Below are 16,308 nucleotides of genomic sequence, written 5' to 3'. Positions count from 1 at the left end.
ACAGAACGTGGAACTCTACGACAGCGAAGAACAACAAGTAGAAGCCATCAAAGAATGGTGGAAAGAAAACGGAAAAGCGGTCATTCTTGGTGGAGTTATTGGCCTGGGTGGTTTGTTTGGCTGGCAGTATTATCAGGACTCAGTCACTGCGGCAAAAGAAGAAGCGTCACAAGCTTATTCTCAGGCAATAGAAAAACTGACGGCTAACGGTGCTGAAGAGAGCGCCTACGTCGAAGGATTTATCTCTGAGCATAAAGATTCTGGATATGCGGTTCTGGCGGCTCTGCAACTCGCCAAAGCGCAGATCGACGCGGGACAGTTGGATGGGGCACTGAATCAGCTGAACTGGGCTAAAACGAATAGCGACGATGAGTCTTTGGCTCAACTTATCGCTTTTCGTACTGCTCGGGTTTTGGCTGAAAAGGGAGACCTGGACAGTGCTTTGTCTGAGCTTGCTGCTATTAAAGCAGAAAGCTGGGTTGGCCGTGTCGCTGAATTAAAAGGTGATCTATTGCTGCGCCAAGGGGATAAGGATGGGGCTTACAGCGCTTATTCCGAAGCTCAGCAAGCAAATGATGCCAGCAGAACGTTGCAAATGAAACTGGATGATCTGGCCAGATAAGAAGGGCGGTGGTATGAAAAAGTTACTCTGCCGGGCTTTAGCAGGTGCATTACTGATCAGTGGTATCGTTGGTTGTTCCAGTGAAGAAGACACCATAGTGATGGCTCCGTTACCGGAAGTCAAAAGTCAGTTTTCGGTTGATCGGGACTGGTCGGCATCTGTTGGTGACGGTGTTGGACACTATTTTTCCAAACTGAAGCCGGTAGCTGCCTACGACAAGGTGTTTGTTGCCAGTCGTGATGGTGAAGTAAAAGCACTTGATCCGGTGACCGGCAAGACACTTTGGTCACAAGATCTGGAAGACTCGGAATCAGCCCGTTTGTCCGGAGGTATTACTGCAGCCTATAAGAAGTTGTTTGTTGGCTCTGAAAATGGTGAAGTTATTGCGCTGGACGTTGACAGCGGAGAGCAGCTATGGCGCTCTGAAGTCGATGGCGAAGTGCTGGCTCGTCCCGTTGCTGATAACAATTTTGCTATTGTTCACACAGCCCGAGGCCGATTGATCGCGCTTAATGCGGATACCGGTGAACAGGAGTGGACAATCAGTTCCGAGGTTCCAAACCTTACTCTGCGAGGAGACAGCACACCCGTTGTCCTTTCCGGTGGTATCTTTTGGGGCACAGCAAGTGGGCGTCTTGCTGCCGCTGTCGTTAAGCAAGGTCAGTTGATCTGGCAGCAGGTCGTCGGTACCCCTAAAGGAGCGACAGAAATTGATCGTCTGGTTGATTCTGATGCGTCACCAGTGACATTGGGTGGAACCCTGTATGCGGTAGGGATCAATGGTCAACTGGTAGCCATTGATTTGCGTTCGGGCTCTCCCACCTGGAAGCGTAATTACTCATCCGCTTCTGATTTGGCAACGGACGGCACTCGGCTGTTTCTAGTTACCGATCAGGATCATTTAGCGGCTGTTGATGCACGATCCGGCACTGAGCTCTGGAGTAATGAGCAACTGGAATATCGGCTGCTTACTGCTCCGGTGATTGTCGGTGATTACTTAGTGGTTGGTGATAGCCTGGGGTATCTGCACTGGCTGGACAGAGCAACGGGTGAATTTGTTGCTCAGCAGTTTGTCAGTGACAGCGGTTTTGCTGTTGGTCCGGTCAGTCTGGACGATGGATACATCATCACGACCCGCAATGGCAGCGTAAGTAAACTGCATATAGAATAATCGCTGTTTGGCAAAGTAAAAAGTGTGATAGAATTCACGGTCGGCTCCTGACTTAGCGGTTAGGAGCCGTTTTATTGAATCTGAGTTCTGATTTTCAATTAAGCGTGTAGTTATAGGTAAATTTTAAAAATTTACCTATAACTACATAATATACCCAAGCCTCGAGAGGTCACTTGGGTATACAAATAACTATTGTAGAGATTATAGAGGTTATTATGGTTCCTGTTGTTGCTCTGGTCGGGCGTCCGAATGTTGGTAAATCCACACTATTTAATCGCCTGACACGTACCCGTGATGCTCTTGTTGCGGATTTTCCTGGTCTGACCCGGGACCGCAAATACGGTCAGGCTAAGCTGGGTGAGCATGAGTTCATCGTAATCGATACCGGTGGTATCGATGGCTCAGAAGAGGGCGTAGAAACCAGAATGGCTGAGCAGTCACTGGCAGCGATAGAAGAAGCCGATGTTGTTCTGTTCATGGTTGACGGTCGTGCCGGACTGACGGTTGCTGATGAAGCCATTGCACAGCACCTGAGAAAAATAGAAAAGCCGGCCATGCTGGTGGTCAACAAGGTTGATGGTATTGACGCGGATGCCGCCAGCGCCGAGTTCTGGCAATTGGGCATGGACAGCATGTATCAAATTGCAGCGGCACACGGTCGTGGCGTCAGCGCGCTTCTGGAACGGGCTCTGAATCCGTTTATGCAGGAACTGCTGGAACAGGAGAAAGGTGAGCTTGCCGATCTGACTGACCATGAAGATGAAGAAGAAGAGAAGCTGGATTATACCGAAGTAGAAGCGGAAGAAGAGTTTAAGCGTCTTCAGGACCAGCCTATCAAGCTGGCTATCATAGGCCGCCCTAACGTGGGTAAGTCCACGTTGACTAACCGTATTCTGGGTGAAGAAAGAGTCGTGGTTTACGATATGCCTGGTACTACCCGTGACTCTATTTATATTCCGATGGAGCGTGATGGCAGAGAATATGTTCTGATCGATACAGCCGGTGTACGTCGTCGTAAACGTATTAATGAAACGGTTGAGAAGTTTTCCGTGGTTAAAACACTGAAAGCGATTGAAGATGCGAACGTTATCTTGCTGGTGATTGATGCTCGGGAAAATATTTCTGATCAGGATCTCAGTCTGCTGGGCTTTGCCCTGAATGCCGGTCGCTCTGTTGTGCTGGCGATTAATAAATGGGATGGACTGGATTCAGAAGTAAAAGAGAATGTGAAGAAGGAGCTGGATCGTCGTCTGGGCTTTGTAGACTTTGCCCGAATCCACTTTATCTCTGCGCTGCATGGAACCGGTGTTGGTCACTTATTTGAATCGGTACAGGAAGCCTATAAATCTGCTACTACCCGTGTTGGGACATCTGTTTTGACCCGTATAATGAAAATGGCAACAGAAGATCACCAGCCACCACTGGTACGCGGACGCCGGGTAAAACTGAAGTACGCACATGCCGGTGGTTATAACCCGCCGATTGTCGTGATTCACGGTAACCTGGTGAACGAATTACCTGACTCGTATAAGCGTTATCTGATGAACTATTACCGACGTTCACTGGAAATTATGGGGACACCAATTCGTATTCAGTTCCAGAGCAGTGACAATCCATTTGAAGGGAAGAGCAGTAAGATGACTCTGTCTCAGGAGCGTAAACGTAAGCGTCTGATGAGTATGATGAAAGGGCGTAAAGGTAAGTAGCTTTCCCCTCACTGTACTGCGTAAAGGCCGGAACACTATTGTTCCGGCTTTTTTGTATTATATTAATAGCAATACTATCTCATCACTTTTTCTGCGCAATAATCTGACCATATAATTAGTAGTATTCGTATTACTTACGATGTACGGTTGTCGAATCAGCTCTTTTTCTTGCAGAACAAATACAGAAAATGCTAAAAGTGTTTGGGTTTTACAATATAAAAAGAATAATAGTCTGCTTTAAATTGAAATGCAGGATATGTAACTTATGCTTTCGGGGTGTGGTGATATAAATATTCTTAATGGGGTAGATCGCTGATCAAGTTTAAGAAAGCAGATGATCCTTAAAAGATCGCCATTGATATAAGTCGAGGTATGAATCAATCAGTTTAGAGCAGGTCTGATAGAGATCAAGGTGAAATCATAAGAAGATCGTGACAATGGCGACGTAGGATCACAACAGGAAATACTTATGGCGACACAAAACTTATGCCCTGAATGTCAGCAAGAGATGGAGTGGGAAGGCGGAGAATATATCTGTCAGTCCTGCCAGTTACATTTCAAAAAGTTCATGTACTGCCCGAAATGTAACAGTGAATTAGAAAAACTGGTTGCTTGCGGCGCTGCCAGCTATTTTTGTAACAGTTGTAATGAGCTGGTGTCCAGAAGTAAAGCCAGAGTGGAATTTCAGCGCCTGTAAGCCGGGTTCAGATTAAGGGGTCGAGTCAGAAGTTTGCAGAAAATGCTGGCATACCTCTTCAATGGCTTTTAGCGATCTGGGGGTAGGGCGGTTCAGCCAGTCTGGATTTAGTGACCAAATATACCCCTTCTTAACGGCGGGAATCATAGCTTTCCAGGGTTGCCACATGGCCTGCACGGATGTCTTGGCTACGGATGTGAAGATTACTTCTGGCTGGCGTACGATAACCTGCTCAGTGTTGATCTGAGGATAAGCTACCGGGCTGTTATGGAAAATATTTGTTCCTCCGCAGATTGAAAAAATCTCCGATGGCCAGTGGCCTTCAGTCACGGTATACATTGGCTTCTGCCCGAGTTGGTAGAAATAGGGAACAGAGCGGTTAGTGTGGTACTTCTGCTTCAGTTGCGCCAGTTGACGCCGGAAGCTAGCGGCATTGGTTTGCCCCGTCTTTTTATCAACAGCAAACTCACTCAGCTCTTCTATACGAACGGCGATCTCATCTAATGTACTGGCATCTGAATAGTAAAGGGTAAACCCCAGTTCTTTCAGCCGGTTCAGTGATTTCCCCTGCCCGCCAGATTTCCAGGCGACGATCAGGTCTGGATCAAGAGCAATAATACGTTCGATATTAATACTGTTGTAACTGCTTACACGTTCCAGCTCTCTTGCGGCCGGTGGATAATCACTGTAGTCACTGGCAGCTATCAGCTTATCACCTAAACCAGCTGCATAAAGTAGCTCTGTTGAACCGGGGGAGAGAGAGATAATTCGCTCTGCGGCCTGAGTGCCGAATGAGAAAAGAAGCAACAATAAGGGGGACCAGCTTTGCATGTTATATCCCCTGAAAGGCAAATAACATAATCACGTTCTGCAGGGCAAACCAGATAAGGATTCTGTTTTCAAGCAGCTTTTGCAGGGCCGACAGGTGCAGCGCTGAAGGCACAACCCTGCCACCTAGCTTGGCTCTGAGAGATTTATGTACGGTATCTGCTTGTTTATCCGGGTAAATCGCAGGGCCACCGATTGAAAGCTCAAGCTTGGCGGCTGAGGCTGTCAGAAGCCAGGCCGGTCCGGGAAGTGGCCAGCTTTTGGCTTGGGTATACATCTGTATAAAGTGGGCTTTCATTTGTCTGCCCGGTAATACCAACAGGCTAAACAGGCACAGTGGTACGATATCTAAAGTGGCTAAGGCTTTTACCGCAAAGTGGCCGAATGGCTTAAAATGGTGGCGGCTCGGAGACCATGCCCGGGCGAGCTCTTGAGCTAAGCGATAGATAAACGCACCAGCACCACCACCGATGGCATACCAGAATAATACACTGATAACATTCCGCCCGTAGCCCATAATGATGGTCTCTGCTCCGGCTTTCCCCAGGCCAACAACAGACAGTGTACTGGTCTGACGGTTTACCACTGGAGCAAGCAATTCTCGTGCTTGTTGTTTATTGTTATGTGCCAGGGCATGAGATAACTGAGAAGTGAGTTTTTCGTTCCCCCGCCAGTCAATGGCCAGCAGTAATAGGGCGAGTTCAAACAGTTCTGGTTGCCAGACAAGGGGTTCAAGAGCCCAGATTAAAATTAGGGCAGGTAGGATCATTAACATCCAGGCCAGAGAGCCTGAAAGGAGACTTTGTGAATAACTGGTATTGGTGTTGACTTTGTCTGCGAGAATTCGGGCAAACTCCCGCCAGAGTCTGGCTGGGTGAGCCGTAGCTGGGATCGGCAGAAGAAAGTGAAACAGCATGGCTCCCCACAGGATCAGCAGGGCACCGTTACTGTATATTTGTTCAAACAGACTGACCATCTTCTGTTTTTATTTCAGGAGATCAACCATTTTCAGCACCATCTCTGATGAGCTCTTCGCTGCCAGAGGTAAAAACTCGTCAAAGCTCATTGGTGATTCCTTATCTGCGACGTCGGAAATGGCCCGTACAACCACAAATGGAACACCAAACTGATGACAGGTCTGTGCAATTGCGGCCGCTTCCATATCTACTGCGATGACCGCAGGGAAATTGGTGCGAATGAAGGTCTTGCGCTCATCGGAGTTGATAAACTGATCGCCAGTACAGATAAGACCATGTACCGCATGCTTGCCTTCCATCTGTTCCAGTGCCTGCTCAGCTATCTGGATCAGTTTCGAATCGGCCTTAAACGTTGCGGGTTGTCCTGCCATCTGTCCAATCGCATAACCAAAGGCGGTTACATCAGCGTCGTGATGGCCCACTTCTGATGAAATGACAACATCACCCAGGTTCAGGGTGTGGTCAAAGCCACCGGCAGAACCTGTGTTAATAACTACGTCTGGCTGGAATATTTCCAGAAGCAGACTGGTACCGACAGCTGAAGAGACTTTACCGATACCTGATTTCAGCAATACAACATCAACGCCATTCAACTGCCCGGAATAAAAAGTGCACCCGCCCTTTACTTCTTCAATACAATTTGTGAGGGCTTTTCTTAGTATTGCTACTTCCAGTTCCATCGCCCCGATGATACCGATCTTCATAAACGTTTCTCTTCTGCACAATAAAATGAATAGCGCGGATTGTAGCATAAAGCACGCATAGTGCTGCTGATCTTTTTGTTAATGAAAATGGTTTAAGGTTAGTTGCGAAAGCTCTTTAATAAGGGGGAGTACGTCGGTTAATAGCTGGAGTCAGGTATAAAAAAGGCCGGCATAATCATATGCCGGCCAATATTTGGAAGGAAAATCCGGTATCTTATTTAGACAGCATCAGTGAATCGGCTATCGCTTCCAGGTTGCTGTTACCCATTAGGTAGTCATCAACTGCACGAGCACATTCGCGGCCTTCGTTGATACAACGAACAACCAGAGACTGACCGGTACGCATATCACCGGCTGCGAATACGCCAGCCTGGTTAGTCGCAAAGTTGTCAGTTGCAACATTACCACGGTCATCCAGCTTGATATCTAACTGAGCCAATACACCGGTTGGTTCCGGGTGCAGGAAGCCCATTGCCAGGAAGGCCATATCACAAGGGATAACGCGCTCACTGCCTTCAACTTCTTTGAAGCCAGGGCGTTCACCAGGCTTAGCATCTTCCCAAACGATATCAGCAATGCGCAGGCCTTCAACGTCACCTTTGTCGTTACCGATAAATTCTTTGGTTAGAATATTCCAGTGACGCTCACAGCCTTCCTCATGTGACGTAGAGGTACGCATGATCATCGGATATTGAGGCCAAGGCATATTTGCCGGGCGGTCTTTTGGCGGTACAGGCATGATCTCAACCTGAGTGATGCTTGCAGCGCCATGACGGTTAGAGGTACCCACACAGTCAGAACCGGTATCACCACCACCGATAACCACAACATGTTTGCCCTTGGCGTGGATCTCTTCTGTTTTCAGATCCATACCATTTGCGCGGCGGTTATTCTGAGCCAGGAACTGCATTGCGAAATACACGCCATTCAGCTCACGTCCTGGAACAGGAAGATCGCGAGGGACTGTAGAACCACCAGTCAGAACCACGACATCAAAATCCTGGCGCAGCTGCTGAGCGTTGATATCAACACCGATATGGGCATTCACTTCGAATTTAATGCCAGCTTCTGTCATTAAATTAACTTTGCGGTCAATTACATCCATACCCAGTTTGAAGTCTGGGATACCGAAACGCATCAGACCACCGACTTTTTCGTCACGCTCAAATACGGTGACACTATGGCCGGCACTGTTTAGCTGTTCAGCGGCAGACAGACCCGCCGGGCCTGAACCGATGACAGCAACCGTTTTACCAGTACGAACACGTGGCTTTTTCGGTTTCGCGTACCCTTCACGGTACGCGGTTTCAGCAATGGTTTTCTCAATGTTACAGATAGTGATTGGATCCTGATTGATACCCAACACACAGGCTGTTTCACATGGAGCAGGGCACACACGACCGGTCACTTCAGGGAAGTTATTGGTGCTGTTCAGGATGTTCCATGCTTCTTCCCAGCTGTCACGATACACAGCATCGTTAAACTCCGGGATAATGTTACCGATAGGGCAGCCGCTATGACAGAACGGCACACCACAGTCCATACAACGAGACGCCTGAGTATTGATTTTGTCACCAAACTCATCGTTCAGTACGAACTCTTTGTTATCTTGAATACGAACGCTCGGGTCGATCTTCTTCGGAAGCTCACGACCGTGCTCTAAAAATCCAGTAGGCTTACCCATTTACTGCCTCCAACTCTTCCGTGTTTTGTGCTTCCGCTTTACGTTTCTGCAGAACGGCTTTGTAATCGCGTGGCATGACTTTAACGATTTGGCCAAGGTTGGCTTCAAAGTCGTCCAGGAAGCTTTTCGCTACCGTACTACCGGTGTACTCAACATGTTTGTGTACCATGTCGCGAAGAAGATCTTTGTCTTCCTGCTCTAATGGATCCAGGTCGACGAGCTCAGGGTTCAGTCTCTTGTCTGCAAAGTCGCCTTCTTTATCCCAGACATAAGCGATACCACCACTCATACCGGCTGCAAAGTTACGGCCTGTCGTACCAAGGACAACAGCGATACCACCAGTCATGTATTCACAACCGTGATCACCAACGCCTTCCACGACCACTTTCGCACCAGAGTTACGAACACAGAAACGTTCGCCAGCCATACCACGAATGTAGGATTCACCAGAAGTTGCACCGTAGAAACATACGTTACCAACGACGATGTTGTTTTCAGCAACGATAGTAGATTTAGCATCCGGATACAGAATCAGAGTACCGCCTGACAGGCCTTTACCCCAGTAGTCGTTTGCATCGCCTTCTACTTCGAATTTTACGCCTTTCGTCAGGAATGCACCGAATGACTGGCCAGCAGAGCCGGTGAACGACACGTGCATTTCCTGAGGCAGGCCTTTGTCTTTATAAACCTTCGAGATTTCGTTAGACAGCATAGTACCGGCACTACGGTCGGTATTGATGATCGGCAGTTCAGCCGTAACCGCTTCGCCTTTTTCCAGAGCAGGCTGAGCGATCTTAATCAGTTTACGGTCAAGAACATCTTCCAGGCCGTGGTTCTGAGTAGTCTGGTTATACACACCATCTTCAGGACGGGCTTGTTCAATATTCAGAACCGGAGACAGATCCAGATTGCGGTATTTCCAGTGCTTAACATTTTCACGAGGTTTCAGTTTCTGTGACTGACCAACCATTTCTTCAATGGTACGGAAGCCCAGTTCAGCCATGATTTCACGCAGACCTTCCGCCATGTACTGGAAGAAAGTAACCACGTCTTCTACACGACCGTCGTAACGTCCACGCAGAGTTTTGTCTTGAGTCGCAATACCAACAGGACAGGTGTTTTTATGACACTTACGCATCATTACACAGCCTTCAACAACCAGAGCTGCGGTTGCGATACCCCATTCTTCGGCACCCAGAAGAGTGGCCACTGCCAGGTCTCGAGGTGTCTTCATCTGGCCGTCAGCCTGAACGACGATACGGTTACGCAGACCGTTTATCAGCAGTGTCTGGTGAGTTTCAGCCAGACCCAGTTCCCAAGGGAGACCGGTGTGACGAATCGATGAAATCGGAGATGCACCTGTACCACCGTCAAAACCAGCGATAAGGACAACGTCAGCTTTCGCTTTTGCTACACCAGAGGCGATAGTACCTACGCCTGCTTCGGATACCAGCTTCACGTTGACACGGCCTGCGCGGTTAGCGTTTTTCAGGTCGTAGATAAGCTGAGCCAAATCCTCGATAGAATAGATATCGTGGTGTGGCGGTGGTGAAATCAGACCAACACCCGGAGTGGAGTGACGAGTCGCACCAACGATCTCATCAACCTTGTGTCCCGGTAGCTGACCACCTTCACCTGGTTTCGCGCCCTGTGCCATCTTGATCTGAAGTTCATCAGCGTTGGTCAGGTAGTAAGAGGTTACACCGAAACGACCTGAGGCCACCTGTTTGATAGCTGAGCGTTCCCAGTCACCGTTCTCTTTCTTCTCGAAGCGAGCCGGGTTTTCACCACCTTCACCAGAGTTAGACTTCGCGCCGATACGGTTCATTGCTATCGCCAGCGTGGTATGCGCTTCGTGCGAAATGGAGCCGTAACTCATTGCGCCGGTAGCAAAGCGTTTCAGGATGTTTTCTGCTGATTCAACTTCTTCCAGAGGAATAGAACCGGCTGGGTTTTTCACAAACTCAAGCTGGCTACGTAGTGTTGCTGCGTAGTCGCCTTGTGTGTCAACCGCATTGGTGTACTTTTTGAACTGCTCGTAGTCTTTGTTACGGGTAGACTGTTGCAGCAGTGAAATGGTTTCAGGGTTAAACAGGTGTTTTTCACCACGTTGTTTCCACTGATAAACACCACCCACATCCAGCATTTGTAGCGGGATTTCACGGGTAGGGAAGCCGACACGGTGACGAATCAGCGCTTCTTTCGCAATATCGTCAATGGTCAGACCCTGAATACGGGAAACTGTACCGGTAAAGTACTTATCTACCACTGATTTGCTGATACCCAGAGCTTCAAAGATCTGTGCGCCGTGGTAAGACTGAAGCGTTGAGATACCCATTTTAGAGAAAATCTTCAGCAGGCCGCCGTTGACTGCCTTACGGTAGTTTTCGAACAGCTCCATTGAATCCGCTTCAGGATCCAGTTTTTTCTTCTTCTGCAGGTCAACAATCGTTTCAATAACCAGATATGGGTTAACCGCATTCGCACCGTAACCGACCAGTGTTGCAAAGTGATGAGTCTCACGAGCATCACCGGTTTCTACGATGATGTCACACTTAGCACGAAGACCTTTACGGATCAGGTGGTGATGTACCGCACCCACTGCCAGCATTGCTGGGATTGCAGCGTGGTTAGAGTTAACCGCGCGGTCTGTCAGAACAATGATTGAGTAACCGTCAACAACCGCATCTTCGGCATACTGGCAGACACGTTTAAGCGCACGTTGCAGCTTGCCTTCTTCTTCAGTCGCACGGAAAACGATGTCCAGTGTTTTCGCCTGCAGGTGCTCATTATCGATAGCACGCAGTTTTTCCAGCTCAGAGTTAGACAGAACCGGTGATTCCAGTTCCACTTTCTGACAGTGTTCCGGAGATTCGTTCAGCAGGTTCTGATCTTTACCCAGGTAAGTATTCAGGGACATAACCATACGCTCACGGATCGGGTCGATCGGTGGGTTGGTTACCTGTGCAAACAACTGCTTGAAGTAGTGTGACAGGTGCTGTGACTGATGAGACAGTACGGCCAGCGGCCAGTCGGCACCCATTGAACCCAGAGGTTCTTTGGCATCGTTAGCCATTGGTGCGATAATTTCATCGACTTCTTCAGAGCTGATACCGAAGGCTTGTTGACTATGCAGCAGACGTTCCGGAGTTGGCTGGTGGTGAATATTGCCAGCTTCAGGCAGTTTATTCAGGCATAGCAGGTTGTCTTTAACCCACTCTTCATATGGCTGTGCTGATGCAATACCGTCTTTGACTTCTTCATCAGAGATGATACGGCCTTCTTCCAGATCCGCAACAAAGATACGACCAGGCTGCAGACGACCACGGACTTCGATATTTTCCGGAGCAATTTCAACCACACCAGATTCTGATGCCATGACCAGGAAGTCATCTTTCGTCACTGTATAGCGAGAAGGACGCAGACCGTTACGGTCCAGAGTGGCACCTACCTGAACACCATCGGTGAAGCAGACAGAAGCCGGTCCATCCCAAGGTTCCATTACGTTTGCGTGGTACTGATAGAACGCACGACGCTTAGGATCCATGTTTTTATTTTCCTGCCATGCTTCAGGAATCATCATCATCAGCGCATGTGGCAGGCTACGGCCGGAAAGTACCAGCAGCTCCAGAGCCATATCAAAGTTTGCTGAATCAGACATGCCTTCCTGACAGATAGGCAGCAGCATATCGATTTCAGCCTGAGTAAACAGGTCTGATTCAAGAATCGCTTCACGGGCTTTCATCCAGTTCAGGTTACCGCGAACTGTATTGATTTCACCGTTGTGGGCGATATAGCGGAAAGGCTGAGCCAGACGCCATCTTGGGAATGTATTGGTAGAGAAACGAGAGTGTACCAGTGCCAGTGCAGTCACCATGGTTGGGTTCTGCAGGTCAAGGAAATACTGTGGTACCTGTTCTGTCGTCAGCTGGCCTTTATATACCAGAGTCTTGTACGACATAGAGTTGATATAAAACTCGTCTTTGATATTCGATACGCTTTCCAGGCAGACACGAACGGTATAGTTACGCAGAACGTACAGTTTACGTTCCAGTTCTTCTGGTGTGATACCTGGGCCACCAGAAATAAATACGTGTTCGAATTGCGGTTCCGTGCTAAGTGGGTCAGCACCGAGCATAGAATTATCGACTGGAAGTACACGGTAGCCAAGAACTTCTAGATCGAGGCGTTTAGCATTACGTTCCAGAATATCGCGACATTGCTGGCGTTTATATTCGTCTTTAGGGAACAGTACGACACCGACACCATACTTTTCAAAAGAAGGCAGCTTAATACCAAGCTTTACCGCCTCTTCAAGTAAAAATTCATGTGGTTTCTGCAGCAGGATACCTGCGCCGTCACCGCTACATGGGTCACAACCCTGACCACCACGGTGTTCCATGCGTGCCAGCATGTCGAGTGCCTGAGTTACAACTTCGTGAGATTTACGGTTTTTTAAGTGAGCAACAAAACCGATACCACAAGCGTCATGCTCCAGTTCTGGAGTATATAGACCTTGTGTTTTTTGCTCTCTATCTACCATAGATACATCCTTCCAATTAAACATTTGGCGTGATTTACTGAGGCGTGTAAAGTGCCTAAGGCATCACTGCCCTGTCCATTTGTAATTAGTGAATTCTAAGCGCATCTAGTGTGATGAGCCCGAGTCCATTCCGCGCTTCACAGGAACTGTGTTGCGAAGCAAGCCTATCCTTGGTGACATCCAACATTTTTTTATCACTTAATAGTGATTTATATAGGTGGGATTGGATTATCACAGATTATTCCGCGTTTAATACTGCTGACTTTTTCTTGAATTAGCAGAGCTGCGTTGAGACATCCTACATTTTTGTGCCTGTTAATGCTATTGAAACTTGACCCTGATCCTACTTTTTTAGCGATAAAGTGCATAAATAGCCGTTCAGGTCGAGGTTTAAGTGTTTGAGAATGAATATTTATTGCCTTTTTTTGCGGATTTATATGACTTTATTTTTTTATATAATTTTTCCTTCTGAGAAAAGGTTCTGTGACAGAGGTGGGTAATAGTCCTCCCTTTTTTCATTCTAATGCTAGAATAGGGCACTTTCGGTTACAGAGCAGTACGGAACGACAATGCAGTTACATGAATTAGTGAATACGCTGGGGCAGGACTTACAGAGGCGCTATGGGGAAAAGGTTCACAAACTTACCTTACATGGTGGGTTCAGTTGCCCTAACCGGGATGGTACGTTAGGCCGGGGTGGGTGCACTTTTTGCAATGTAGCCTCTTTTTCTGATGAGCAGAGCCAGACGAAAAGTATTCTGGAACAGTTGAACTCCCGGGCTGGAGAAGTGGATCGGGCGAAGAAATATCTGGCCTACTTCCAGGCTTACACCAGTACCTATGGTGAAGTTCAGTTGCTGAAGTCTATGTATGAAGAGGCTCTGACTGCGGCGGATATTGTTGGTTTATGTGTCGGAACCCGGCCAGACTGCGTTCCGCAGGCGGTGCTGGATTTATTGTCTGGTTATGTACAGCAGGGGTACGAAATCTGGCTGGAGCTTGGGCTACAAACGGCCAATGAAGACACGTTAAAGCGGATCAACCGTGGTCATGGTTTTGACGTCTATGCTGAGATCGCCCGTAAGGCTCGGGCGCTGGGTATAAAAGTATGTACTCACCTGATTTTGGGTTTACCGAAAGAGGGACGAGCAGATTACATTAATACCATGCAAAAAGTGCTAGAAGTCGGCACCGATGGAATAAAACTGCATCCTTTACATATAGTCGAGGGAAGTACTATGGCTAAAGCCTGGCGTGCCGGAAAGCTTAGTGAGCTTGAGTTTGATGAGTATGTTAGTGCTGCCAGTGAACTGATTCGAATGACCCCGCCAGAGGTGGTTTATCATCGAGTGTCTGCGGCTGCACGTAAGCCGACCTTACTAGCGCCGGAATGGTGCCAGAACCGTTGGCTGGCGATGACAGAAATAGGCAAAACGTTGGACAGAGACGGCGCACAGGGTTCCTTATATGGTCAGGCGTTCGAGTATGTGGCCCCACAGAAGCGATCTTGTGCCGTAAAAGGATAAAGAGTGATTAAGCTGTTATAGTAGCGTTCGGTTTCAGTCGTATTTAAGTGTATATGCTATAAAACTCACTCTGGCTTATATAGATAATATGGAGCAGTTAAAGATAACGGAATGGATCAGATACTAGCCTGGCTGAGTTACTTCAGAAATGAGCTCTTTGTTATTGTCGTGGCTGCGGCTGCGGTCACGTCTTGTTTTCTCTACATGAAAGGCCGGTTCCGGCACTATATCTATTACTCTCCGATACCCACTCTGGTCGTTGATTCCTCTGGCGAGCTATTGTTCGGTAATCAGTCTGCCTTACATATGCTCAGTATTCGTAAAGTCGGACTCAAGTACTTTTATCCTCATCCGTCTTGTCGGAAATATTTAGCGGAATCCCTGGCTGCCGAGCGGGGGCGGGGCATAAAAGATAAGGTGCTACGCTGGGAGTCCAGTGATACCGAGAGTATTGAGATAACCCTTTCGGGCAAGCCGTCTCCGGCGTTTAAAGTCGGAAGCTGGCTTCTCTATGTTTCGGTGCATATCGATCCGAATGATGAATATAAAAAGGAGCGTACTAAGTCGAAGATATCCAGTACGGCTTTTGATGCTTTGTCTGAACTTATTTATATAAAAGACGTAATGGGTGACATACAGGGGGCTAACCGGGCATTCAATAATTTCTGGAAAGGAAGAATTGAAGAAGGCAGTGTTGACATTGTAGGGCCGATGAAAGGGAAGGCCACTCAAAGGCGCTGGACAACCACGCCAGATGGCCACAGCTGTTTATTAGAAACGGTTCAGACCGTGTTATTGTCTGATTCCGGAGAAAGGCTGGGGGTGTTAGGAATCAGTCATGATGTCACCGACTGGTATAAAATGCAGCAGGATCTGCGTGAAGAGATGGAGAAGCGCCGGGGTACGGAAGTGGCCCTTTCTCAGAGAGACAGCATGTTACAGTCCATCATGGAATCCAGCCCTGACCCGATAGGTTTGTTTAATGAAGATTACATTTACGAAGCGTGTAATCAGCCATTTGTCGACTCACTGGGGATAGATAAAGTTGAGGATCTTGTTGGCAAAAGACTTGACGAAGTTTTGCCTGAAAATGTGACAAAGAGATTTGAAGAGACGGATCACAAGGTGCTGACGCAGGGGGAAACGCTCCGTTATATTGATAAGAAGCGCTTAAGTGACGGAAGTTACGAGTGGTATGATGTGGTTAAATCCCGCTATCGTGAGCCCAGATCGGGCACCTACGGGGTGTTGATTATGACCAGAGATGTAACAGAACGTTATTTGGTCGGGCAGAAACTGGAAGAAGCCAATCAAGAGTTAGAGCGTTTAAGTTTTCAGGATGGGCTGACTTCTCTGGCGAACCGCCGGTGTTTTGATGAACAATTGGGCACTTACTGGAAACTGCACATTCGTCTGCAGCAGCCGCTTACGATCATGCTGTGTGATATCGACTTTTTTAAAGAATTTAATGATAACTACGGGCACCAGAAAGGAGATGCGGCTCTGATCGATGTTGCCAGAGTCTTCTCTCAGGCATTGAATCGCTCTTCCGATTGTATTGCCCGGTATGGTGGTGAAGAGTTCGCATTTATTCTTCCGGATACAGACCAAAAGGGAGCTGAAGTGCTGTCACAGAAAGTACATAAAGTGATTGCAGAGTTAGCTATTCCTCACCAACATTCCCAGATAAGTAACCGGCTGACCGTGAGTATCGGCAGTGTGTCCTGTATTCCGGATAAAACCGGAACGACTGACAACATTTTAGAACAAGCTGATAAGGCTCTGTATATGGCAAAAAGGCAAGGCAGAAACCGGACATGCTTCTATGAAGAACCCCAAACGGAGTAGCG

At 47.9% G+C, this 16,308-nt stretch carries 11 protein-coding genes; 6 read left to right on the top strand and 5 right to left on the bottom strand.

Features of this window, described 5'->3' with window-relative positions; genetic code table 11:
- Positions 1-7: 7 nt before the first annotated feature.
- The 4 genes from DI392_RS03535 to DI392_RS03520 all read left to right on the top strand — a co-directional run bounded on the left by DI392_RS03535 (position 8) and on the right by DI392_RS03520 (position 4,196).
- On the top strand, positions 8-622 hold the full coding sequence (locus DI392_RS03535; protein WP_109318498.1) for a YfgM family protein: 615 nt from the start codon (positions 8-10) through the stop codon (positions 620-622).
- A gap of 13 nt (positions 623-635) precedes the next feature.
- Positions 636-1,793 carry an outer membrane protein assembly factor BamB gene (gene bamB, locus DI392_RS03530; protein WP_109318555.1) on the top strand — a complete coding sequence of 386 codons (1,158 nt, stop codon included), beginning with the start codon at positions 636-638 and terminating at the stop codon, positions 1,791-1,793.
- Positions 1,794-2,008: 215 nt separating this feature from the next.
- A complete protein-coding gene (gene der / locus DI392_RS03525; RefSeq protein ID WP_109318497.1) occupies positions 2,009-3,499 on the top strand; it encodes a ribosome biogenesis GTPase Der in 1,491 nt (496 codons plus the stop codon).
- 469 nt (positions 3,500-3,968) lie between these two features.
- A complete protein-coding gene (locus tag DI392_RS03520) occupies positions 3,969-4,196 on the top strand; it encodes a zinc ribbon domain-containing protein (protein ID WP_109318496.1) in 228 nt (75 codons plus the stop codon).
- A 12-nt stretch (positions 4,197-4,208) separates the two neighbouring features.
- Here DI392_RS03520 and btuF read toward each other — a convergent pair whose 3' ends face one another.
- From btuF to gltB, 5 genes are all read right to left on the bottom strand, one after another.
- Entirely contained in the window at positions 4,209-5,027 is an 819-nt protein-coding gene (btuF, locus tag DI392_RS03515; protein WP_109318495.1) for a vitamin B12 ABC transporter substrate-binding protein BtuF, read from the bottom strand.
- A 1-nt stretch (position 5,028) separates the two neighbouring features.
- Entirely contained in the window at positions 5,029-6,000 is a 972-nt protein-coding gene (locus DI392_RS03510; protein WP_109318494.1) for a cobalamin biosynthesis family protein, read from the bottom strand.
- A gap of 9 nt (positions 6,001-6,009) precedes the next feature.
- Positions 6,010-6,705 (bottom strand): 5'-methylthioadenosine/S-adenosylhomocysteine nucleosidase, encoded by a 696-nt coding sequence (mtnN, locus tag DI392_RS03505; protein ID WP_109318493.1) that lies wholly within the window; start codon positions 6,703-6,705, stop codon positions 6,010-6,012.
- A 214-nt stretch (positions 6,706-6,919) separates the two neighbouring features.
- Positions 6,920-8,389 carry a glutamate synthase subunit beta gene (locus DI392_RS03500; protein ID WP_109318492.1) on the bottom strand — a complete coding sequence of 490 codons (1,470 nt, stop codon included), beginning with the start codon at positions 8,387-8,389 and terminating at the stop codon, positions 6,920-6,922.
- On the bottom strand, positions 8,382-12,932 hold the full coding sequence (gene gltB / locus DI392_RS03495) for a glutamate synthase large subunit (RefSeq protein ID WP_109318491.1): 4,551 nt from the start codon (positions 12,930-12,932) through the stop codon (positions 8,382-8,384). Before gltB ends, DI392_RS03500 begins: the two co-directional genes overlap by 8 nt.
- A 569-nt stretch (positions 12,933-13,501) precedes the next feature.
- On the opposite strand from gltB, the gene mnmL reads away from it, so the two are divergent.
- The gene (gene mnmL, locus DI392_RS03490; RefSeq protein ID WP_109318490.1) at positions 13,502-14,458 is read left to right on the top strand and encodes a tRNA modification radical SAM protein MnmL/YtqA; all 957 of its coding nucleotides are present in this window, start codon (positions 13,502-13,504) and stop codon (positions 14,456-14,458) included.
- Between the two features lie 111 nt (positions 14,459-14,569).
- Positions 14,570-16,306, top strand: coding sequence for a sensor domain-containing diguanylate cyclase (locus tag DI392_RS03485; RefSeq protein WP_109318489.1), 1,737 nt, complete (start codon positions 14,570-14,572; stop codon positions 16,304-16,306).
- Positions 16,307-16,308: the final 2 nt, after the last annotated feature.

The sequence above is a fragment of the Vibrio albus genome (assembly GCF_003144035.1).
Taxonomy (GTDB): Bacteria; Pseudomonadota; Gammaproteobacteria; order Enterobacterales; family Vibrionaceae; genus Vibrio; species Vibrio albus.
This window is presented reverse-complemented; position numbering and strand designations above follow the sequence as displayed.